21 protein-coding genes and 1 other RNA gene are annotated in these 20301 nt (G+C 65.0%); 20 read left to right on the top strand and 2 right to left on the bottom strand.

Going from position 1 to position 20301, the window contains the following annotated elements; all coding sequences use genetic code 11:
• Nucleotides 1–65 precede the first annotated feature (65 nt).
• The 6 genes from ACREYQ_RS02440 (at nt 66) to ACREYQ_RS02465 (ending at nt 5882) form a co-directional block, all read left to right on the top strand.
• On the top strand, nt 66–1010 hold the full coding sequence (locus tag ACREYQ_RS02440) for a LysR substrate-binding domain-containing protein (RefSeq protein WP_432259214.1): 945 nt from the start codon (nt 66–68) through the stop codon (nt 1008–1010).
• Nucleotides 1011–1189: 179 nt separating this feature from the next.
• Entirely contained in the window at nt 1190–2497 is a 1308-nt protein-coding gene (locus ACREYQ_RS02445) for a Glu/Leu/Phe/Val family dehydrogenase (protein ID WP_432259215.1), read from the top strand.
• A gap of 269 nt (nt 2498–2766) precedes the next feature.
• Nucleotides 2767–3666: a glutamate/aspartate ABC transporter substrate-binding protein gene (locus ACREYQ_RS02450; RefSeq protein WP_432259216.1), complete on the top strand. Its 900-nt coding sequence runs from the start codon at nt 2767–2769 to the stop codon at nt 3664–3666.
• A gap of 63 nt (nt 3667–3729) precedes the next feature.
• A complete protein-coding gene (locus ACREYQ_RS02455) occupies nt 3730–4458 on the top strand; it encodes an amino acid ABC transporter permease (protein WP_432259217.1) in 729 nt (242 codons plus the stop codon).
• Nucleotides 4459–4467: 9 nt separating this feature from the next.
• Nucleotides 4468–5151, top strand: coding sequence for a glutamate/aspartate ABC transporter permease GltK (gene gltK, locus ACREYQ_RS02460; protein ID WP_432259218.1), 684 nt, complete (start codon nt 4468–4470; stop codon nt 5149–5151).
• The gene (locus ACREYQ_RS02465; protein WP_432259219.1) at nt 5148–5882 is read left to right on the top strand and encodes an amino acid ABC transporter ATP-binding protein; all 735 of its coding nucleotides are present in this window, start codon (nt 5148–5150) and stop codon (nt 5880–5882) included. The genes gltK and ACREYQ_RS02465 overlap by 4 nt, the downstream gene beginning before the upstream one ends.
• A gap of 166 nt (nt 5883–6048) precedes the next feature.
• On the opposite strand, the gene ACREYQ_RS02470 is transcribed toward ACREYQ_RS02465, so the two are convergent.
• Nucleotides 6049–6879 carry a class II glutamine amidotransferase gene (locus ACREYQ_RS02470; protein WP_432259220.1) on the bottom strand — a complete coding sequence of 277 codons (831 nt, stop codon included), beginning with the start codon at nt 6877–6879 and terminating at the stop codon, nt 6049–6051.
• Between the two features lie 139 nt (nt 6880–7018).
• Here ACREYQ_RS02470 and ACREYQ_RS02475 point away from each other — a divergent pair, with 139 nt between their 5' ends.
• The 10 genes from ACREYQ_RS02475 (at nt 7019) to ACREYQ_RS02520 (ending at nt 16904) form a co-directional block, all read left to right on the top strand.
• Complete coding sequence (locus ACREYQ_RS02475; protein WP_432259221.1) at nt 7019–8092, top strand: tartrate dehydrogenase; 1074 nt, start codon at nt 7019–7021, stop codon at nt 8090–8092.
• Nucleotides 8089–9396, top strand: coding sequence for a glycerate kinase type-2 family protein (locus ACREYQ_RS02480; RefSeq protein WP_432259222.1), 1308 nt, complete (start codon nt 8089–8091; stop codon nt 9394–9396). The genes ACREYQ_RS02475 and ACREYQ_RS02480 overlap by 4 nt, the downstream gene beginning before the upstream one ends.
• A 44-nt stretch (nt 9397–9440) precedes the next feature.
• Complete coding sequence (gene pyrC / locus ACREYQ_RS02485) at nt 9441–10475, top strand: dihydroorotase (RefSeq protein WP_432259223.1); 1035 nt, start codon at nt 9441–9443, stop codon at nt 10473–10475.
• 21 nt (nt 10476–10496) lie between these two features.
• On the top strand, nt 10497–11324 hold the full coding sequence (locus ACREYQ_RS02490) for a DUF3025 domain-containing protein (RefSeq protein WP_432259224.1): 828 nt from the start codon (nt 10497–10499) through the stop codon (nt 11322–11324).
• Between the two features lie 34 nt (nt 11325–11358).
• Nucleotides 11359–11699: RNase P RNA component class A (rnpB, locus tag ACREYQ_RS02495), an RNA gene on the top strand.
• A gap of 452 nt (nt 11700–12151) precedes the next feature.
• A complete protein-coding gene (locus tag ACREYQ_RS02500; RefSeq protein ID WP_432259225.1) occupies nt 12152–13519 on the top strand; it encodes a cytochrome-c peroxidase in 1368 nt (455 codons plus the stop codon).
• Nucleotides 13520–13556: 37 nt separating this feature from the next.
• Nucleotides 13557–14966 (top strand): porin, encoded by a 1410-nt coding sequence (locus ACREYQ_RS02505; protein ID WP_432259226.1) that lies wholly within the window; start codon nt 13557–13559, stop codon nt 14964–14966.
• A 59-nt stretch (nt 14967–15025) separates the two neighbouring features.
• Nucleotides 15026–15583: an FMN-binding protein gene (locus ACREYQ_RS02510; RefSeq protein ID WP_432259227.1), complete on the top strand. Its 558-nt coding sequence runs from the start codon at nt 15026–15028 to the stop codon at nt 15581–15583.
• A gap of 20 nt (nt 15584–15603) precedes the next feature.
• Complete coding sequence (locus ACREYQ_RS02515; protein WP_432259228.1) at nt 15604–16428, top strand: FAD:protein FMN transferase; 825 nt, start codon at nt 15604–15606, stop codon at nt 16426–16428.
• A gap of 17 nt (nt 16429–16445) precedes the next feature.
• Nucleotides 16446–16904: a hypothetical protein gene (locus tag ACREYQ_RS02520; protein WP_432259229.1), complete on the top strand. Its 459-nt coding sequence runs from the start codon at nt 16446–16448 to the stop codon at nt 16902–16904.
• Between the two features lie 32 nt (nt 16905–16936).
• On the opposite strand, the gene ACREYQ_RS02525 is transcribed toward ACREYQ_RS02520, so the two are convergent.
• Entirely contained in the window at nt 16937–17359 is a 423-nt protein-coding gene (locus ACREYQ_RS02525) for an OsmC family protein (protein ID WP_432259230.1), read from the bottom strand.
• A 713-nt stretch (nt 17360–18072) separates the two neighbouring features.
• On the opposite strand from ACREYQ_RS02525, the gene rplM reads away from it, so the two are divergent.
• The 4 genes from rplM (at nt 18073) to erpA (ending at nt 20121) form a co-directional block, all read left to right on the top strand.
• Nucleotides 18073–18501 (top strand): 50S ribosomal protein L13, encoded by a 429-nt coding sequence (gene rplM, locus ACREYQ_RS02530; protein WP_010813907.1) that lies wholly within the window; start codon nt 18073–18075, stop codon nt 18499–18501.
• 12 nt (nt 18502–18513) lie between these two features.
• Nucleotides 18514–18906, top strand: coding sequence for a 30S ribosomal protein S9 (gene rpsI / locus ACREYQ_RS02535; RefSeq protein ID WP_012351769.1), 393 nt, complete (start codon nt 18514–18516; stop codon nt 18904–18906).
• Nucleotides 18907–19162: 256 nt separating this feature from the next.
• Nucleotides 19163–19651: a bactofilin family protein gene (locus tag ACREYQ_RS02540; protein ID WP_432259231.1), complete on the top strand. Its 489-nt coding sequence runs from the start codon at nt 19163–19165 to the stop codon at nt 19649–19651.
• A gap of 101 nt (nt 19652–19752) precedes the next feature.
• Nucleotides 19753–20121 carry an iron-sulfur cluster insertion protein ErpA gene (erpA, locus tag ACREYQ_RS02545; protein ID WP_010813904.1) on the top strand — a complete coding sequence of 123 codons (369 nt, stop codon included), beginning with the start codon at nt 19753–19755 and terminating at the stop codon, nt 20119–20121.
• The last annotated feature ends 180 nt before the right edge of the window (nt 20122–20301 follow it).

Below are 20301 nucleotides of genomic sequence, written 5' to 3' on the forward strand. Positions count from 1 at the left end.
CGCGGCAGAGCAGGCAGGCGGCGCGCACGTGACGAACTGCCGGGCGCGGGTGGATAATCCGCGTCATGGAAATCAAATGGCTTGAAGACTTCGTCAGCCTGGCCGAGACGCACAGCTTCTCGCGCTCGGCCGAGCTGCGCCATGTCACGCAGCCCGCGTTCTCGCGCCGCATCCAGTCGCTGGAGGCGTGGGTCGGCACCGAGCTGATCGACCGCTCGAGCTACCCCACCAGCCTGACCCCGGCCGGCAAGGTGTTCTACGAGCAGGCGCTGGCCATGCTGGCGCAGGTCAGCGAGACCCGTGCGCTGATGCGCGGCCAGCGCTCGGCCAATGCCCAGGTGCTGGAGTTCGCGGTGCCGCACACGCTGTCGCTGACTTTCTTCCCGGAATGGCTCAAGGCGCTGGAGCGCAAGATCGGCACGGTGCCGTGCCGGCTGCGCGCGCTCAACGTCCACGACGCGGTGCTGATGCTGGTAGAGGGCGGCTGCGACCTGGTGATGGTCTACCACCACGCGCGCCAGGCCATCCAGCTGGATCCGGCACGGTACGACATGCTGGTGCTTGGCACCGAACGGCTGTCGCCCTACAGCGTGCCGGATGCCGCCGGCAAGCCGCAGTTCCGGCTGCCCGGGACCGACAAGAAGCCGGTGCCCTTCCTCAGCTACACGCCCAACGCCTTCCTTGGCCGCATGGTCGACCTGCTGCTGGCCGACACCTCCGAGGCGCTCAAGCTCGACAAATGCTATGAGACCGACATGGCCGAGGCGCTCAAGGTGATGGCGCTGGCCGGCCACGGCATGGCCTTCCTGCCCGAAAGCGCGGTGCACGAGGACGTGGCCGCGGGGCGGCTGGTGCGGGCCGAGTCGGCGCGCGGGCTGCCGCTGTCGATCGACATGGAAATCCGCCTGTACCGCGAGCGGCCGGGCGAGAACGGCAACGAACGCCGCGCCGGGGCGCGGCGCAAGCGCCAGCTGGTCGACAAGGTGTGGTCGACGCTGTTGGCAGGCTAATGCTGAGCGCCGGTTTGCTCCCCTCTCCCGCCTGCGGGAGAGGGGCAGGGGGAGAGGGAGTACACAGCCGGTCAGTCAAGGTTATGCAGGTTTTGCATGACCGGATGAGCAAACGGCATTGGATTCGGGTGGGGCGCCACCCCTAAGCTTGCGGGCATTCTCCACCCCGGAACCCACCGATGTCTTCCGCAGCACCGACCAATATTGCTGGCCAAAAGCACGCACTCCCGTCTTACCTCAATGCCGACAATCTCGGCCCCTGGGGCATCTACCTGCAGCAGGTTGACCGTGTCACGCCTTACCTGGGCTCGCTGGCACGCTGGGTCGAAACCCTCAAGCGCCCCAAGCGCGCGATGGTCGTCGACGTTCCCATCGAACTGGATAACGGCACCATCGCCCACTTCGAGGGCTACCGGGTGCAGCACAACCTGTCGCGCGGCCCGGGCAAGGGCGGCGTGCGCTTCCACCAGGACGTGACACTGTCCGAGGTGATGGCGCTGTCGGCCTGGATGTCGGTGAAGAACGCCGCGGTCAACGTGCCCTACGGCGGTGCCAAGGGCGGCATCCGCGTCGACCCGCGCACGCTGTCGCACGCCGAGCTGGAACGCCTGACGCGCCGCTACACCAGCGAAATCAACATCATCATCGGGCCGAGCAAGGATATCCCGGCGCCGGACGTGAACACCAACGCGCAGGTCATGGCCTGGATGATGGACACGTACTCGATGAACTCCGGCAGCACGGCCACCGGCGTGGTGACCGGCAAGCCGATCTCGCTGGGCGGCTCGCTCGGCCGTCATGAAGCCACCGGCCGCGGCGTGTTCGTGGTCGGCTCCGAAGCCGCGCGCAATATCGGCCTGGAAATCAAGGGCGCGCGCGTCGCGGTGCAGGGTTTCGGCAATGTGGGCGCCGTGGCCGCCAAGCTGTTCCATGAGGCCGGCGCCAAGGTGGTGGCGGTGCAGGACCACCGCACCACGCTGTTCGACCCGGCCGGCCTGGACGTGCCGGCGATGATGGAGTACGCCTCGCACAGCGGCACCATCGAAGGCTTCCGCGGCGAAGTCCTGCGCACCGGGCAGTTCTGGGAAGTCGACTGCGACATCCTGATCCCGGCCGCGCTGGAAGGCCAGATCACGGCCGAGAACGCGCCGCAGATCAAGGCACGCCTGGTGATCGAGGGCGCCAACGGCCCGACCACCCCGGAAGCGGACGACATCCTGCGCGAGCGCAATATCCTGGTGGCCCCGGACGTGATCGCCAACGCCGGCGGCGTGACCGTGTCCTACTTCGAATGGGTGCAGGATTTCTCCAGCTTCTTCTGGACCGAGGAAGAGATCAACCAGCGCCTGGTACGGATCATGCAAGAAGCCTTCCGGGCAATCTGGCAAGTGGCACAGGACAACAAGGTGACGCTGCGCACGGCGGCGTTTATCGTGGCCTGCACGCGGATCCTGCAGGCGCGCGAGATGCGCGGCCTGTATCCCTGATATGCAAGGCACGCGAAACGGGACGAGGCACTGCCATGGTGCAATGCAGTAATCGTTCCGGACACCGTGGTTCATGACCGCCAGACGCGGTCTCCGGCAAGCGCCGGAGACCGCGTTGTCGTATGCGGGCGCGGTGCGCACTGATTGCCCTGAAGTGAGGTTCTAGGAGAAAACCCAGTTGTATTGCGGCGGATGCTGCGCAATACTGTTTCACCAGTGGGAGTTTTATCTCTAGAATCCCGCTTTCTCTTCATGGTCAAGGAGATGTTATGAATTTTGCCAAGTTGGCTGCCCTGATGATTGCCGGGGGCGTGATGTGCGGGACGGCACAGGCAGCTGAACAACTGACGGGCACGCTGAAGAAGATCAAGGACACCGGCGTCATCACGCTCGGCGTGCGCGAGTCGTCGATCCCGTTCAACTACAACCTGGGCGGCGTGCGGCAAGTTGGCTACTCCTACGATATCAACATGAAGATCGTGGAAGCCATCAAGGACCAGCTGAAGCTGCCGAGCCTGCAGGTCAAGGAAATCCCGATCACCTCGCAGAACCGCATCACGCTGCTGCAGAACGGCACCATCGATATCGAGTGCGGCTCCACCACCAACAACCTGGAGCGCCAGAAGCAGGTTGCCTTCACCAACTCCATCTTCATCATCGGCACGCGCATCATGGTGAAGAAGGACGGCGGCATCAAGGACTGGGCCGACCTGAAGGGCAAGAACGTCGTCACCACCGCCGGCACCACGTCGGAGCGCCTGCTGCGCAAGATGAACGACGACCAGAAGCTGGGCATGAACATCATCAGCACCAAGGACCACGGCCAGTCGTTCCTGACACTGGAGTCGGGCCGCGCGGTCGCATTCATGATGGACGACGCGCTGCTGTACGGCGAACGCGCCAAGGCCAAGAACCCGGCCGACTGGATCGTGGTGGGCAAGCCGCAATCGCGCGAGTCCTATGGCTGCATGATTCGCAAGGACGATCCGCAGTTCAAGAAGCTGTCCGATACCGTGATCACGGGCATGATGAAGGACGGTGCGGTCAACACCCTGTACACCAAGTGGTTCATGCAGCCGGTGCCGCCGAAGGGCCTCAACCTGGACTTCCCGCTGTCCGAAGACATGAAGGCGCTGATCAAGGCGCCTAACGACAAGGCGCTGGATTGACCTGCCGTTGACAGCAGTGCGAAACGGAAGGCATGTCCTTCCGTTTCTTTTTGAGGACGCAACATGAACTACAACTGGCATTGGGGAGTCTTCCTCGAACAGGCTGCCCAGAACGAGACCTACCTCGACTGGATGATCTCGGGCCTGAAGGTGACGCTCGCGCTGGGACTCTCGTCCTGGGTCATCGCCCTGGTCATCGGCTCGGTGCTTGGCGTGCTGCGCACCGTGCCCAACAAGTGGCTGGCGGGCATCGCCGCCACCTACGTCGAAATCTTCCGCAACATCCCGCTGCTGGTGCAGCTGTTCATCTGGTATTTCGTCGCGCCCGAGCTGCTGCCCGGCGGCGAGGCGATCAAGCAGATGAACCCGTTTGCACAGCAGTTCGTCGCCGCCATGCTGTGCCTGGGCACCTTCACCGCCGCGCGGGTCTGCGAGCAGGTGCGCTCGGGCATCAACTCGCTGGCGCGCGGCCAGAAGAATGCCGGCTTGGCGATGGGCTTCTCGCTGCCGCAGACATACCGCTACGTGCTGCTGCCGATGGCGTTTCGCGTGATCGTGCCGCCGCTGACCTCTGAGTTCCTGAACATCTTCAAGAACTCGGCGGTCGCATCGACCATCGGCCTGCTGGAACTGGCGGCACAGGGCCGGCAACTGGTGGACTACACCGCGCGCCCGTATGAATCGTTTATCGCGGTCACGCTGATGTACGCGTTGATCAACGTGACGGTGATGCTGCTCATGCGCTGGGTGGAAGCCCGCACGCGCGTGCCCGGCTTCATCGGCGGCAAGTAAGGGGGCGCCATGGCTTATTCCTTCGATTTCACCTCCATCAACCCCGCCACGCTCTCGGTCCTGGGCGAGGGCATGATGGTCTCGCTCAAGATCACCGTCACCGCGGTGGTGGTGGGCATCGTCTGGGGCACCATCCTGGCGATGATGCGGCTGTCGTCGTTCAGGCTGCTGAACTGGTTTGCGCAGGGGTACGTGACCATCTTCCGCTCCATCCCGCTGGTGATGGTGCTGCTGTGGTTCTTCCTGATCATCCCGCAGGTGCTGCAGAACCTGTTCAACCTGTCGCCGGCGACTGACCTGCGCATGACGTCCGCGCTGGTGGCCTTTGCGCTGTTCGAGGCCGCGTACTATTCCGAGATCATCCGCGCGGGCATCCAGAGCGTGTCGCGCGGGCAGATGTTCGCGGCGCAGGCGATGGGCATGACCTATGGCCAGTCGATGCGGCTGGTGATCCTGCCGCAGGCCTTCCGCAACATGGTGCCGCTGCTGCTGACCCAGGGCATCATCCTGTTCCAGGATACGTCGCTGGTCTATGTCAGCGCGCTGGCCGACTTCTTCGGCCAGGCCTACGGCATCGGCGAACGCGACGGCCGCATCGTCGAGATGCTGCTGTTTGCCGGCCTCGTGTACTTCCTTATCTGCTTCTCCGCTTCGCTGCTGGTCAAGCGTTACCAGAAAAAGGTGGCTGTATGATCGAAATCAACAATGTCTCCAAGTGGTACGGCGCCTTCCAGGTGCTGACCGACTGCACCACCAAGGTCGCCAAGGGTGAAGTGGTGGTGGTGTGCGGCCCGTCCGGGTCGGGCAAGTCCACGCTGATCAAGACCGTCAACGCGCTCGAGCCGTTCCAGAAGGGCGACATCCTGGTCGACGGCACCTCGGTGGGCAATCCCAAGACCAACCTGCCCAGGCTGCGTTCGCGCGTGGGCATGGTGTTCCAGAACTTCGAACTGTTCCCGCACCTGTCGATCACCGAGAACCTGACCATCGCGCAGATGAAGGTGCTCGGCCGCTCCAAGGACGAGGCGCTGGCCAAGGGCCTGAAGTACCTGGAGCGCGTGGGCCTGAAGAGCCAGGCGGAGAAGTATCCCGGCCAGCTCTCGGGCGGCCAGCAGCAGCGCGTGGCGATTGCGCGCGCGCTGTCGATGGACCCGATCTGCATGCTGTTCGACGAACCGACCTCGGCGCTGGACCCCGAGATGGTCAATGAGGTGCTGGACGTGATGGTGCAGCTGGCGCAGGAAGGCATGACCATGATGTGCGTGACCCACGAAATGGGCTTCGCGCGCAAGGTGGCCAACCGCGTGATCTTCATGGATCAGGGCAAGATCGTCGAAGACGCCGACAAGGAAGAGTTCTTCGGCAATATCGAGGCCCGCTCGGAGCGCGCGCGCCAGTTCCTGTCGAAGATCCTGCACCACTGATGGTTTGCTCCCCTCTCCCGCTTGCGGGAGAGGGGCAGGGGGTGAGGGCAGGCGGTGGCATACCGCCGGACGCTACTTCGTCGACGCGCTGGCCCTCACCCCAACCCTCTCCCGCAAGCGGGAGAGGGAGCACCCAATTGGCGTCCCTTTTTTCGTTCCCGGCGGCTCAGGTGCAGGCTGTATTTGCCGCGTTCTTCGCCTGGACCTCTGGCGGGATCGGCACCGTCAGCGTCATGGTGGGGCGCCCGTCCTCGAACATGATCAGCTCGCCCGGGGCGAAGCGGGTCCAGGTCTCGTTGTCGGTCAGCGGCTGGGTGGCGATCACGGCCACGCGGTCGTCCGGCGTGGTGACCTGGGCAAAGTCGATCGACAGGTCGGCATCGATCAGGTGCGCGGTCGAGAACGGCCACTGCCGCACCAGGTAGTACAGGTGGGTCGAGCAATGCGCGAACAGCGCCTGGCCATTGCACAGCAGGAAATTGAAGACCCCGTGCAGCGTGATCTCGCGGGTGATGTCGGCCAGCGCGTGGCCCAGCTCGTTCAGCGGCGGCTGCGAGCCCGGAAAGCGCTTGCGCAGGCCCTGCATCAGCGTGCAGAAGGCCAGCTCGCTGTCGGTGTCGCCCACCGGCTGGTAGACGCCGGACAGGAACGGGGAGAAACCCTTCAGGTCGCCGTTATGGGCAAAGATCCAGTGGCGGCCCCACAGCTCGCGCATGAAGGGGTGGCAGTTTTCCAGCAGCACCGTGCCCTGCGTCGCCTTGCGGATATGCGAGATGACGTTCTTGGACTTGATCGGGTAGCGCTTGATCAGTTCCGCCACCGGCGAGGTGCCGGCGGACTGGTTGTCGATAAACAGGCGGCAGGCCTTGTCCTCGAAGAAGGCGACACCGAAGCCGTCGGCGTGGTGGTCGGTCAGGCCCCCGCGCGCGGCAAAGCCGGTGAAGGAAAACGTCACGTCGGTCGGCGTGGCGCAGTTCATGCCTAGCAGCTGGCACATATCGGGGCACCGGTCGGCAGCGGGCTGCCGCTTTGCAATAGAATGCAAACATTATCCCGCGCCCCCGGGCCGCTGCCAAGCAGCGTGGCCCGGACGGCGTGCGGCGGCCGGCCATCCTGCACGTAGCTCCCCAATAACCATGCGCCAATACAAGATCGCCGTGATTCCCGGAGACGGAATCGGCACGGAAGTCATGCCCGAGGGCATCCGCGTGATGGACGCCGCGGCGCGGCGCTTCGGCATCGACTTCCAGTGGGATCACTTTGACTTTTCCAGCTGCGACTACTATGCCCGCCACGGCAAGATGCTGCCGGACGACTGGTTCGACACGCTGGTCAAGTACGACGCCATCTACTTTGGGGCGGTGGGTTGGCCCGATGCGGTGCCCGACCATGTTTCGCTGTGGGGCTCGCTGCTGCAGTTCCGTCGCTCGTTCGACCAGTACGTGAACCTGCGCCCGGTGCGGCTGATGCCCGGCATCAGGAGCCCGCTGGCCGGCCGCCAGCCTGGAGACATCGACTTCTACGTGGTGCGCGAGAACACCGAGGGCGAGTACTCCAGCATCGGCGGGCGCATGTTCCCGGGCACCGAGCGCGAGATCGTGGTGCAGGAAACCGTGATGAGCCGCACCGGCGTCGACCGCATCCTGAAGTTTGCCTTCGAGCTGGCCCGGAAGCGGCCCAAAAAGCACCTGACGTCAGCGACCAAGTCCAACGGCATCTCGATCACCATGCCGTACTGGGACGAGCGCGTCGAGGCGATGGCCGCGAATTACCCTGGCATCCGGGTCGACAAGTACCACATCGACATCCTGACCGCGCATTTCGTCCAGCACCCGGACTGGTTCGACGTGGTGGTGGCCAGCAACCTGTTCGGCGACATCCTGTCCGACCTCGGCCCGGCCTGCACCGGCACCATCGGCATCGCGCCGTCGGGCAATATCAACCCGGACCGCACCTTCCCCAGCCTGTTCGAGCCGGTGCACGGCTCGGCCCCGGACATTGCCGGGCGCGGCGTGGCCAACCCGATCGGCCAGATCTGGTGCGGCGCCATGATGCTGGAGCACCTGGGCCATGAGGAGGCCGGCGCCGCGGTGCTTGGCGCGATCGAGAAGGTGCTGGCAGCCGGACCCGACCATGCGCCGCTGACGCGCGACATCGGCGGCAAGGCCGGCACGGCCGACCTGGGCCTGGCCATCGCGGAGGCGCTGTGAGCGCGGCGGGCGCGGCCGATCCGCGCGGACTCCTGCTGGACAGCTTCCACGCTGCCGTGGCGGCGGCCGATCCGCTGCAGATCGTGGCGCAGCACCTGCCGCCCCCGCATGCCGGCGGCCGCACGCTGGTAGTCGGCGCGGGCAAGGCGGCGGCGTCGATGGCCGCGGCGGTCGAACGCGCCTATGCCGGCAAGGCCACGCTGGAAGGGCTGGTGGTCACGCGTTACGCGCACGGACTGCCGACCGACCATATCCGCGTGATCGAGGCCGGCCACCCGGTGCCCGACGAGGCCGGCGAGCAGGCCGCGGCCGATATCCTGGCCAGCGTGCAGTCGCTGACGCCGCAGGACCGCCTGCTGGTGCTGGTGTCGGGCGGGGGCTCCAGCCTGCTGTCGCTGCCGGCCGAAGGCATCCCGATGGCCGACCTGAAGGCAACCACCCGGGAACTGCTGCGCTGTGGCGCGCCGATCACCGAGATGAATATCGTGCGCAAGCACATCTCGCGCATCCAGGGTGGCCGCCTGGCGCAGGCAAGCCGGGCCCCGGTGACCACGCTGATCGTCTCGGACGTGGCCGGCGACGATCCCAGCGCGATCGCTTCGGGCCCGACCGTGGCCGATCCGAGCACCTTTGCCAACGCGCTGGAAATCCTGCGCCGCTGGGGCGCGCAGGTGCCGGCCAGCGTCCAGGCGCACCTGGAGCGCGGCGCGCGCGGCGAGGTGCCGGAGACGCCCAAGCCCGGCGACGCGCTGTTCGCCCAGGTCGACAACCGCATGATTGCCACCGCTCACGGCAGCCTTCAGGCGGCCGCGGCGCTGTTCCGCGAACGCGGCATCACGCCGGTGGTGCTGGGCGATACCGTGACCGGCGAGGCGCGCGAAGTGGCCCGGGTCTACGCCGCGCTGGTGCGCGAGATTCGCGCGTACAATGCGCCGTTCGCCGCGCCCGTGGTGCTGATCTCCGGAGGTGAGTGCACGGTCACTTTGCCGGCCGGCGGCGGCGCCGCCAGGGCGCGTGGCGGGCGTTGCTCCGAGTTCCTGCTGTCGCTGGCGGTCGAGCTGGATGGCATGCCCGCCGTGCACGCCATCGCTGCCGACACCGACGGCATCGACGGTTCGGAGGACAATGCCGGTGCGCTGGCCGATCCGACCACGCTGGCGCGCGCCGCGGCCGCCGGCCTGCCGGGACTGCGCCAGCTGGACGCGCACGACGCCTGGGGCCTGTTCGACGCCATCGGCGACCTCGTGGTCACCGGCCCGACGCGCACCAATGTGAACGACTACCGCGCCATCCTGATTCTCTGATTTCGACGAACGCCCGCCGCCGCCGCGGCAGGCCCAAGCTAGCCATGACCCAGAAGCTCACCATCACCCGCCCGGACGACTGGCACCTGCACCTGCGCGACGGCGCGGCCCTGGCAGCCGTGCTGCCCGACACCGCGCGCCAGTTCGCGCGCGCCATCATCATGCCCAACCTGAAGCCGCCCGTGACCACGGTGGCGCAGGCGCAGGCCTACCGCGCCCGCATCCTGGCGGCGCTGCCGGCCGGCATGCAGTTCGAGCCGCTGATGACGCTGTACCTGACCGACAACACCACGGCCGAAGAGATCGCCGCGGCCAAGGCCAGCGGCTTCGTGCACGGCGTCAAGCTGTACCCGGCGGGTGCCACCACCAACAGCGACGCCGGCGTGACCGATATCCGCCGCTGCTATCCCGCGCTGGAGGCGATGCAGCGCGCTGGCCTGCCGCTGCTGGTGCACGGCGAAGTGACCGATCCGAGCATCGACATCTTCGACCGCGAAGCCGTCTTCATCGACCGCGTGATGACGCCGCTGCGCCGCGACATGCCCGAGCTCAAGGTGGTGTTCGAGCACATCACCACCAAGGACGCGGCCGAGTACGTGCGTGAAGCCACCGGCCCGGTCGGCGCCACCATTACCGCGCACCACCTGCTCTACAACCGCAACGCCATCTTCACCGGCGGCATCCGCCCGCACTACTACTGCCTGCCGGTGCTCAAGCGCGAAACCCACCGCGAGGCGCTGGTGGCGGCCGCCGTCTCCGGCAACCCGCGCTTCTTCCTGGGCACCGACAGCGCACCGCATGCGCGCGGCCTGAAGGAGCACGCCTGCGGCTGCGCCGGCTGCTATACCGCGCTGCATGCGATGGAGCTGTATGCCGAAGCCTTCGAATCCGCCGGCGCGCTGGACAAGCTGGAAGCCTTTGCCAGCTTCAACGGTCCCGCCTTCTACGGCCTGCCGCGCAACAACGGCACGCTGACGCTGGAGCGCGAGGACTGGGAACTGCCGGCCGAGCTGCCCTACGGCGACACCACGCTGGTGCCGCTGCGCGGCGGTGAGACGCTGCGCTGGAAGGCCCGCTGAGTCCTGCGGCAAGCCTTGACCATGCAGGCGCTTGCGGCGGACGAATCCTTCGTCGCCGCGCTGGCCGGGATCGACTGGTCCCGGCCGTGGTTCCAGCCGTTTGCCGCGCAGGGTGCCGCGCTGGCCGCGGCCGTACAAGGCGGCACCGACCTGCGTGCGCTGCTCGGCGCGCACGCCGCCCGGCTCGGGCTGCGCAATGCGCGCGGCCTGCCGCTGCGCTTTATCGCCCAGCAGGCCCTGCCTGAAGGCAGCGCCTATGAGGCGCATATCCACGCCACGGGCGAAGTCCCGACCCGGGACAATCTCCACGATTTCTTCAACGCGCTGATCTGGCTGCATTTCCCGCAGGCCAAGCGCGTGCTCAACCAGATCCAGGCCGAAGTCATTGCGCGCGAAGGGGTGCAGACCGCGCGAGGCGGCGTGCGCGACGCCGCGACCCTGTTTGACGAAAATGCGGTGCTGTTCGTCAGCGCCGTGCCGGGCCTGGCCGATGCGCTGAAGGGGTTTGCGTGGCAGCGACTGTTTGTCGAGGTCCGGCAGGCCTGGGGCAGCGATTGCGCGGTGGTGCCGTTCGGCCATGCGCTGCTGGAGAAGCTGGTGCAGCCATACAAGTCGGTCACCGCGCATGCGTGGATGCTGCCGCTGGCGCCTCATCAGGCTGCGGGCCCGTCGCTTGACGCCATGCTGGCGGAATCCCTCGTTGGCGCGGCCCGGGCTGGCACGCTGCGCGGTGGCCGCAGCTTTGCGCCGCTGCCGGTGATGGGCATTCCTGGCTGGTGCGGCGACAATGCCGATTCTGGCTTCTATGCCGATACCTCGATATTCCGGCCGGGGCGCCGAACCGGCTGAAGGCACTGCCAATCGGTGTTAGACTGCGGGCCGCAAAGCAGGCCAGACAACCGCTGCCTGCACCGCAAGGTGCAGGGGGAGGAAAGTCCGGACTCCACAGGGCAGGGTGTTGGCTAACAGCCATCCACGGCAACGTGCGGAATAGGGCCACAGAGACGAGTCTTGCCGCCGGGTTCGCCCGGCGGGAAGGGTGAAACGCGGTAACCTCCACCTGGAGCAATCCCAAATAGGCAGGCGATGAAGCGGCCCGCTGAGTCTGCGGGTAGGGAGCTGGAGCCGGCTGGTAACAGCCGGCCTAGAGGAATGGTTGTCACGCACCGTTGGCCGCAAGGCGGGCGGGGCGCACAGAATCCGGCTTATCGGCCTGCTTTGCTTCTTCTTTGGGACGACCCGGTCCGCCCGGCGGAATTCCCGCATCTCAGTCGAGGATTTGCAGACTGAATCACATCTCCAGACTATTTCCCGCAACTGCCACGCGCCAGCATTACAAAATATGCTTGTGTCGTCACGTCTGGCTATGGATAAGAGACATTTAAATCCGCATTGACAAGTCTTGTGCATGAGACATTATCAGCCGGTGTCAATGTCTCTAAAAGAAGGCAAGATCGTCTTTCTTCATTGATATCCACGTGAATTGCCCTGCAAGTGCGGCATGGTGGCAACACTTTGATGTGTCCGCGCGATTTTTTGCGGTGAAGCAAATCCGGCCCCGGTTCTTTTCCATATAATCCGTAACGAAAATTGTTCGTATTACTAGTACGAGCAGCAGTGTGACGCCTGAGCAGCATTACAAAAAGGCGTGCGCAATCCAAAGAACCAGGAAATCCATGAAAACGAAAGACGGCAGCGCGCGCGCGCGCCGCCACAGGGGAGGCGCGCGTGCGCTGGCCGGACTGGCTGCCGCACTGTGCGCATGGCTGGTGGCAAGCTGCGGCGGCGGCGGCGACACTGCCAGCCCGGCACCCGCCGGCAGCCAGCTGTCCGCCATGGCGCAGGTCGGCGAGAAGATTTTTACGGATACCGCGCTGTCGGCCTCTGGCAAGCAGTCATGTGCAACCTGCCATGTGGCAGGCCGTGCCTTTGCGGGCGATGATCCGCTGGCCGTGCCGCTGGGCGGCCCCGGCATGGACCTGCCCGGCCTGCGCAACACGCCTGCGCTGGCCTACAACCAGTTCACGCCAACCTTCAGCATCGGGGCCGATGGCAAGGCGGTGGGTGGCTTCTTCCGCGACGGCCGCTCGCCGTCGCTGGCCGACCAGGCTGAGAAGCCTTTCTTCACGCCGTTTGAAATGGCCAATGCTTCGCCCGAGGAGCTGCTTGGACGGCTGCTGACGCGGCCCTACCTTGACCAGTTCACGGCGGTGTTCGGCCAGGCGTCCGTGCAGGACGCCACCACCGCGCTGCACAACATCGGCCAGGCACTGGCCCAGTACCAGAAGGAAGACCCGGCATTCCGCCAGTTTTCCAGCAAGTACGACGCTTACCTGAAGGGCAGTGCATCGCTGACGCCGCAGGAACTGAACGGCCTGGCGCTCTTCAACAATCCGGCCAAGGGCAACTGCACGTCCTGCCACGTATCCACGCCGACCGCCAGCACGCCGGCGCTGTTCACCGACTTCAGTTACGACAACGTCGGCATTCCGCGCAACTGGAAGATCCCCGCAAATATCGACGGCAATACGCTCAGCTATGTGCCGAAGAACGGCACCGCGCTCGGTGAGCCCAATCACGACTACTACGACCTCGGCCTGTGCGGCCCGCTGCGCGACGACCTGGCCTCGCGCACGTCGCGCTGCGGCGCCTTCAAGGTGCCCACGCTGCGCAATATCGCGCTGACCGGGCCGTATTTCCATAACGGTGTCTTCGACACGCTGGAGGAAGTCGTGGCGTGGTACATCACGCGCGATACCGATCCTCGCCGCTGGTACACCAAGGCGAACGGCATGCCGGACATCCAGTACAACGACTTGCCGACGGCCTACGCCGGCAATGTCAACGTCAGCGAGGTGCCGTATATCCCGGGCCTGGCGCCGACGCTCACCAACAGCGAGATGGCCGACCTCGTGCGCTTCCTGTGCACGCTGACCGATGGCTTCGATCCTGCCAATCCGTCGGCCTACACGGTACCGGCCCAGTGCTACGCCACCGCGGCCAGCGTGGCCGCCACGCGCGCAGGCGCGGCGGCCACCAGGTAAGACACACATAGACAGATAAACCAGGAAGGGGAGTGTGATGAAGAGGACCATGATTGCCGCCGCGGTGCTTGCCGTGGCAGGCACGCCGGCGTTCGCCGCAACGGCAGGTGCCGGCCCGGCAACAGTGCAGCAGCTCGAACGCAAGGTCGACGAGATGGCCAGCCAGTTGCAGGCGCTGCAGGCCGAACTCAAGGCCATGAAGGCGCAGAACGCCACGCTGGCATCGCAACAGCAGGCGCAGTCGCAGCAGCAGGCCGAGCAGACCGCCCAGGTGGCGCAGTTGCAGGCTTCGCAGGAGACCCTGCAGCAGGTCGCCGCCAAGCCCTCGCCGCTCGACAACCTGAGCGTATTCGGCTATGGCGAGATCGGCTATTCGCGGCCCAGCCGCAATACCAACGACACCCGGGCCGACCTCGGCCGGGCGGTGTTCGGCTTTGGCTACCGCTTTGACGAAAAGACGCGCTTTGCCTCGGAGTTCGAGGTGGAGCACGCCGTTGCGTCGTCGTCCGACGCTGGCGAGTTCGAGGTGGAGCAGTTCTACGTCGACCATATGTTCACCGACAAGGTGGGCATGACGGCCGGTGTGTTCCTGATGCCGGTGGGCCTGATCAACGAGCACCACGAGCCTACTGCCTACTATGGCGTGTACCGCAACTTCATCGAGACGCTGATCATCCCGTCCACCTGGCGCGAAGGCGGCTTCGCCCTGCATGGCAACACCGATTTTGGCCTGGACTGGAACGTTGGCCTCACCACCGGACTTGACCTGTCCAAGTGGAACTTCACGCCGGAGACGCCGCTCTACAACTCCGCGCTGGACCTGCAGAACAACAAGGTGGCGCCGATGCAGGCCACCCACCAGGAAATGAGCCTGGCCAATGCGAAGAATGCCTCGCAGTACCTGTCGCTGAACTATCGCGGCGTGCCGGGTCTGCTGGTGGGCGGCTCGGTCTTTACGGGCAATGCCAATCCGGCGCCGGGCGCGGGCAGCCAGCGTGCCACGCTGTGGGAAGCGCATACGCGCTGGACGCCGGGCAAGTGGGACCTTGCCGCGCTCTATGCGCAGGGCCACATCAGCAACACTGCCCAGGTCAATGCGCAGTTCCCGGGCACGGCCAATCCGATGCCGGCGTCGTTCTACGGCTGGTACCTGCAGGCTGCCTACAACGTGTGGCAGCACGGCAAGTATCGCGCCGTGCCGTTCGCCCGCTACGAGCGCTACAACATGGGCGCCAGCTACGAAGGTATTGCCCCTGGCTTCTCGGCAACGCCGAGCGGCCCCGTCACGGCCAGCGGCGCAACCTTCGCCAAGCCTTACGACACGGTCTGGACCGCGGGCATGAACTTCTACCTGAACCCGAACGTCGTGTTCAAGATCGATTATCAGTGGTTCCGCACCAATAGTAGTTTCAACCGCCTCGACCTGGGCCTGGGCGTTTCGTTCTGACGCCAGGATCCGCAATTCCCGCACGGCCCGGCCGGGCCGTGCGGGACAAGGAAGCACCAATGCGCTATCAGCCTGTTCCCACCCTGCTTGTCTGCACCGCCGCGCTGTCGGCAGGCTTTGTCGTGACCAGCGTGCATGCCGCCGAGTACATGAGCGTGGCCGAGAGTCAGAAGCAGATGTTTGCCGACGCCACCGAGTTCACGCCCGTGATGGTGGCGCTCAACCCGGACCAGCTCAGGCAGCTGGCCGAGCGTGCCGGCGGCCCGGCCCGGATGGGTGCCTGGCGCATCTGGCAGGCACGCCAGGGCGCGAAGCTGCTGGGCTATGTGGTCGCCGACGCCGTCATCGGCAAGTTCGAGCTGATCAGCTATGCCGTGGCGCTGACACCCGCCGGCGAGATCCGCGACGTCGAGATCCTGGCCTACCGCGAGAGCCATGGCTATGAAGTCCGCAACAAGCCGTGGCGCAGCCAGTTCAGCGGCAAGTCCGCGCGCTCGGCGCTGCGCATCGGCGACGATATCGAGAACATCAGCGGCGCCACGCTGTCCTGCACCCACATTACCGACGGTATCCGCCGCATCGCCGTGATGGCGCAGATGGCGCTGGGTCCGCAATAAGCAACGCCAGGCGCCACGTCATGCCGGAGCGATTGCGCCGCGCCCGCCCGCTGCTGGGCACCCTGGTGGAGATCGAGGCGCGCGGTGCCGGGGCCGCGCTGGCCCTGGCGGCCGCATTTGCGGCGGTGGAACAGGTGCATCAACTGATGAGCCGCCACAGTCCGGCCAGCGATATCGGACGGCTGAATGCAGCCCCCGTCGGGGTTCCGGTCAGGGTGGATGCGCATACGCTGCGCGTGCTGGAGCTTGCCGCGGCATTGCACGCGGCCAGCGAGGGCGCTTTCGATTGTGCATACGATCGTGTGCCCGATGTTGCGCGCGACAGGCCATCCTGGAGCATTGACGGCGAGACCGTGCTCAGGCATGGTCCCGCGCAGCTAGACCTGGGCGGGATTGCCAAGGGTTATGCGGTGGATTGCGCGATCGAGGCCGCGCGCGCCGCACTACCCGGAGACCCGCTCAGCTACTTGCTGGTCAACGCTGGCGGCGATATGCGTCATGCCGGCACGGTGCCGGCACAGGTGGCACTGCGGGATCCCGGTGCGCCAGCGCGCACGGTGCTGGTCTGGAGCCTGCACGATGCCGCCATCGCCAGTTCGGCAGTCGGCGGCCTGGCGCCCGCACGCGGGCAGGCCCCGCGCATTGCTGGCCGATCCTGCGGTTCGCCGTTGCCGGCGAGTGCCGGCGCCAGCGTACTGGCGCCCAGCTGCATGCTTGCCGATGCCCTGACCAAGGTGGTGCTGGCGGCCGGCGCGCCCCGGCATCCGCTGCTGGCCAGGTTTGGCGCCTGTACGCTGGTCTACGGCGATGGCACACTGCCGGCTGGCGCCATTCCATTTTCCTGACCCGCAGTCCTGACCCGATGCACGACCGACATTTCCTGACGCACCCGCCTCGGCAGGCCTTCCGCATTCACCGCCAGCGCCGCTTCGCGCTGTATGCGGCATTCGGGCTGCTGCTGCTGTCCGGCGCGGCGTGGCTGCTGCTGCGCTGGCTGGTGGTCGAACCGGAAGTGCAGGCACCCTGGATGGCCTGGAGCATGAAGGCGCACGGCGCCGCGGCGCTGGCAGCCATGTTCCTGCTGGGCACGATCTGGTCCGCGCATATCCGCCATGCCTGGATGCGCCGGCGCAACCGGCTCGCCGGCGGACTGTTTGCCGCCGGCATGGCGTTGCTGGTCATGACCGGCTACGGCCTTTACTACTTCAATGGCGAGGACGTGCGCAGCATCACCGAGTGGCTGCACTGGACTGCAGGCGTGGCGCTCGGGCTGCTGTTCTGGCTGCACCTGCTGCTTGGCCGCAGGGTGCGGCACGTGTAAGGCGCCGTCGTCCCCGGAGCAGGATCCGGAATTCAGCCCTCGACGATTTCCAGCGTGTGCGTGATCTCGGCCGTCTTGGCCAGCATGATCGACGCCGAGCAGTACTTCTCGTGCGACAGCTTGATCGCCCGCTCGACCGTGGCGGGGTTGAGATTCTTGCCGGTCACCACAAAATGGAAATTGATGCGGGTGAAGACCTTGGGGTCCTCGCCGGCGCGCTCGGCCTGCAGCTGCACGGTGCAGCCGGTGACGTCCTGGCGGCCGCGCTTGAGGATCAGCACCACGTCATAGGCGGTGCAGCCGCCGGTGCCCAGCAGCACCATTTCCATCGGCCGCGGTGCCAGGTTATGGCCGCCGCCCTCGGGCGCACCGTCCATGGCAACGATATGGCCGCTGCCGGTCTGGGCCACGAAGCTCATGCCGTCGGCGCCCATCCATGTCACTTTGCATTCCATTTTGTTCGTTCCTGTCGTTTGTGTTGTGTGTTTTCGATCACAAGCGCGTGATCATAAATCTTGCAATTCTCAGTATATGGCATCGTCAAGTTCACGTTCTCGATGCCGATAACCTTAGAAATCCTGAGGGTTTCCTCTAGTCAGCCAGATTCATGGCATCCCATGTATTGGGTTAAGTATTTGATTTTTCAGTGGATAGGGCAGGGCCGCAGGGACCTTTCTGCTTTCCACAATACGAAATTGCATTTCGCAGTGCAGATTTCACTTGCATCCGGACAAACCCTAGGTATAATTCCAATCATTGAACGACGGCACTGACAGCGCGCCAGAGTGCGAAACCGAAGCCTCCGCACCGCCCGCCAGCCTCTCCGTCGATCTCCAAGTGTCTCCTCCACCCTCCTCCTTTGGTGGATTCAAACCCAAGCTCAACCGCTTGGGTTTTTTTTCGCCCCTGCGCTCCAGCACTGTCGCATGTTGCCAAGTGCGCTGCGCTGCGCTGGTTCGGCCGCCAACTGCGTCGATCTTGACGAAAAGATTAGTCCTTGCTTGTGCGCTTCCTGCGGCTGCCAGTATAATCGTGGGCTTTTCCGTCATGCCCGCGGAGAAGAAAGCAGTCCCGGCCAGCCTTCGCGGGCCAGCCACAAGACTTGCAGGGGCGAGCACAAGCCTTCGCGAGTCGGATTTCGGGCACGAACTAATAGTCAGGAAAAATCATGAAGACCTTTTCCGCCAAGCCTCATGAGGTAAAGCGCGACTGGTACGTGATTGACGCGACGGACAAAGTCCTCGGCCGTGTCGCCAGCGAAGTGGCACGCCGTCTGCGCGGCAAGCACAAGCCGGAATTCACTCCGCACGTCGACACGGGTGATTACATCATCATCGTCAATGCAGCCAAGCTGCGTGTCACGGGTACCAAGGAAACGGACAAGAAGTACTATCGCCATTCGGGCTACCCGGGCGGTATCTACGAAACGACGTTCGGCAAGATGCAGCAGCGTTTCCCGGGCCGTGCCCTGGAGAAGGCTGTCAAGGGCATGCTGCCGAAGGGTCCGCTGGGCTACGCGATGATCAAGAAGCTGAAGGTTTACGCCGAAGCCGAGCATCCGCATGAAGCGCAGCAGCCCAAGGCGCTGGAAATCTAAGGAGGCCAATCCATGATCGGTAACTGGAATTACGGTACTGGCCGCCGCAAGAGCGCTGTGGCACGTGTCTTCATCAAGTCGGGCAAGGGCGACATCGTCGTCAACGGCAAGCCCATCAAAGAGTATTTCGCTCGCGAAACCTCGCTGATGATCGTGCGCCAGCCGCTGGAACTGACCGCTCACGCCGAAACGTTCGACATCAAGGTCAACGTGACCGGCGGTGGCGAAACCGGCCAGGCCGGCGCAGTGCGCCACGGCATCACCCGTGCCCTGATCGACTACGATGCGACCCTGAAGTCGGCCCTGTCGAAGGCTGGCTACGTCACGCGCGATGCACGTGAAGTCGAGCGTAAGAAGGTCGGCTTCCACAAGGCGCGTCGTCGCAAGCAGTTCTCGAAGCGCTGATGCGTTGTCGCGGGTCCGGCACTGCCGGATCTTGCGAGACCGAAAAAACCGCACGCTGGCCGTGCGGTTTTTTTTCGCCCGCAGGGTACGGAAATGCACGCGCCTGCCGAAAAAAGCGAGTGGGAGACCATACTTTTGTGGGGTATGAACTGCACGCGGCTACAATCACGCCCTGTCGCCATCGGCAAGTGCAGCTTGCCGGCGTGGATGCGCCACGGCCGCAGAGTTCGGCACGAACGAGAGAGGAGTGAGAGTCATGCTGTTTTCGAAAAAGAAGGGCCTTTCGATCGATACGCTGATGGGCGAAGACACCGCCATCGACGGCGACCTGGTGTTTGCCGGCGGCCTGCGCCTGGATGGCCGCGTGCGCGGCAACGTCAGCGCGGCGCCGGGCAAGCCGAGCATGCTGGTGGTCAGCGAGAAGGGCATGGTCGAGGGCGAGATCAGCGTTGGCCACCTGGTGTTGAACGGCACCGTCAAGGGCCCGGTGCAGGCCACCGACCTGCTTGAACTGCAGCCGCATGCGCGCGTGCTCGGCGACGTGCGCTATGCGGCGCTGGAAATGCACCAGGGCGCGCTGGTCGAAGGCCGCCTGATGCCGCTGATGCAAGGCGAGGTCAAGGCGCTGCCGAACCTGGTCGAGGCGGCGCCGGCGGTCGAAGTGACGGAAGCGGCTGATGGCGATGCCGCCGCCGAAGACGAACCCCCCGCTGCCGACGCCAGTCCCACCGAAAAGGCCGCCTGAGCGGCACCTTGCATGCCGGGAACCCCTTGAAAATTCAGGGTTTCGGCACGAACTTCCAGTAGCGCTTAGAATACAGGCGTATCTAAACAGGAGAACACCCCATGAACGCAGTCGCAGAGGCACCCGTTACCGAAGACGTGCCGGCACCGTTCGTCTTTACCGACAGCGCCGCCGACAAGGTCAAGCAGTTGATCGAGGAAGAGGGCAATGCCGAACTGAAACTGCGCGTGTTCGTGCAGGGCGGCGGCTGCTCCGGCTTCCAGTATGGCTTCACCTTCGACGAGGAAGTCAACGAAGACGACACCACCATGGTCAAGAACGGCGTCACCCTGCTGATCGACTCGATGAGCTACCAGTACCTGGTCGGCGCCGAGATCGACTACAAGGAAGACATCAACGGCGCGCAGTTCGTGATCAAGAACCCGAATGCCTCGACCACCTGTGGTTGCGGCTCGTCGTTCTCGGTCTGACTGACCCTGGTCCCCAAACAAAAACGCACCTTCGGGTGTAATGCCGTTCAGTTAGCGACTGTCGTTCCCGCGCAGGCGGGAACCCAGTGACTTCATCCCCGAAGGGGACGTGAAAGACGCTGGATTCCCGCCTGCGCGGGAATGACGGTAGGGCTTGAGACCTTAACTGAACGGCATTAC

Source organism: Cupriavidus sp. TMH.W2, assembly GCF_050847365.1.
GTDB lineage: Bacteria > Pseudomonadota > Gammaproteobacteria > Burkholderiales > Burkholderiaceae > Cupriavidus.

What these genes read in the sequence shown, in the direction of transcription:
- ACREYQ_RS02440 (WP_432259214.1), top strand. Translation starts at nt 66, where the DNA reads ATGGAAATCAAATGGCTTGAAGACTTCGTCAGCCTGGCCGAGACGCAC.
- ACREYQ_RS02445 (WP_432259215.1), top strand. Translation starts at nt 1,190, where the DNA reads ATGTCTTCCGCAGCACCGACCAATATTGCTGGCCAAAAGCACGCACTC.
- ACREYQ_RS02450 (WP_432259216.1), top strand. Translation starts at nt 2,767, where the DNA reads ATGAATTTTGCCAAGTTGGCTGCCCTGATGATTGCCGGGGGCGTGATG.
- ACREYQ_RS02455 (WP_432259217.1), top strand. Translation starts at nt 3,730, where the DNA reads ATGAACTACAACTGGCATTGGGGAGTCTTCCTCGAACAGGCTGCCCAG.
- gltK (WP_432259218.1), top strand. Translation starts at nt 4,468, where the DNA reads ATGGCTTATTCCTTCGATTTCACCTCCATCAACCCCGCCACGCTCTCG.
- ACREYQ_RS02465 (WP_432259219.1), top strand. Translation starts at nt 5,148, where the DNA reads ATGATCGAAATCAACAATGTCTCCAAGTGGTACGGCGCCTTCCAGGTG.
- ACREYQ_RS02470 (WP_432259220.1), bottom strand. Translation starts at nt 6,879, where the DNA reads ATGTGCCAGCTGCTAGGCATGAACTGCGCCACGCCGACCGACGTGACG.
- ACREYQ_RS02475 (WP_432259221.1), top strand. Translation starts at nt 7,019, where the DNA reads ATGCGCCAATACAAGATCGCCGTGATTCCCGGAGACGGAATCGGCACG.
- pyrC (WP_432259223.1), top strand. Translation starts at nt 9,441, where the DNA reads ATGACCCAGAAGCTCACCATCACCCGCCCGGACGACTGGCACCTGCAC.
- ACREYQ_RS02490 (WP_432259224.1), top strand. Translation starts at nt 10,497, where the DNA reads ATGCAGGCGCTTGCGGCGGACGAATCCTTCGTCGCCGCGCTGGCCGGG.
- ACREYQ_RS02500 (WP_432259225.1), top strand. Translation starts at nt 12,152, where the DNA reads ATGAAAACGAAAGACGGCAGCGCGCGCGCGCGCCGCCACAGGGGAGGC.
- ACREYQ_RS02505 (WP_432259226.1), top strand. Translation starts at nt 13,557, where the DNA reads ATGAAGAGGACCATGATTGCCGCCGCGGTGCTTGCCGTGGCAGGCACG.
- ACREYQ_RS02510 (WP_432259227.1), top strand. Translation starts at nt 15,026, where the DNA reads ATGCGCTATCAGCCTGTTCCCACCCTGCTTGTCTGCACCGCCGCGCTG.
- ACREYQ_RS02515 (WP_432259228.1), top strand. Translation starts at nt 15,604, where the DNA reads ATGCCGGAGCGATTGCGCCGCGCCCGCCCGCTGCTGGGCACCCTGGTG.
- ACREYQ_RS02520 (WP_432259229.1), top strand. Translation starts at nt 16,446, where the DNA reads ATGCACGACCGACATTTCCTGACGCACCCGCCTCGGCAGGCCTTCCGC.
- ACREYQ_RS02525 (WP_432259230.1), bottom strand. Translation starts at nt 17,359, where the DNA reads ATGGAATGCAAAGTGACATGGATGGGCGCCGACGGCATGAGCTTCGTG.
- rplM (WP_010813907.1), top strand. Translation starts at nt 18,073, where the DNA reads ATGAAGACCTTTTCCGCCAAGCCTCATGAGGTAAAGCGCGACTGGTAC.
- rpsI (WP_012351769.1), top strand. Translation starts at nt 18,514, where the DNA reads ATGATCGGTAACTGGAATTACGGTACTGGCCGCCGCAAGAGCGCTGTG.
- ACREYQ_RS02540 (WP_432259231.1), top strand. Translation starts at nt 19,163, where the DNA reads ATGCTGTTTTCGAAAAAGAAGGGCCTTTCGATCGATACGCTGATGGGC.
- erpA (WP_010813904.1), top strand. Translation starts at nt 19,753, where the DNA reads ATGAACGCAGTCGCAGAGGCACCCGTTACCGAAGACGTGCCGGCACCG.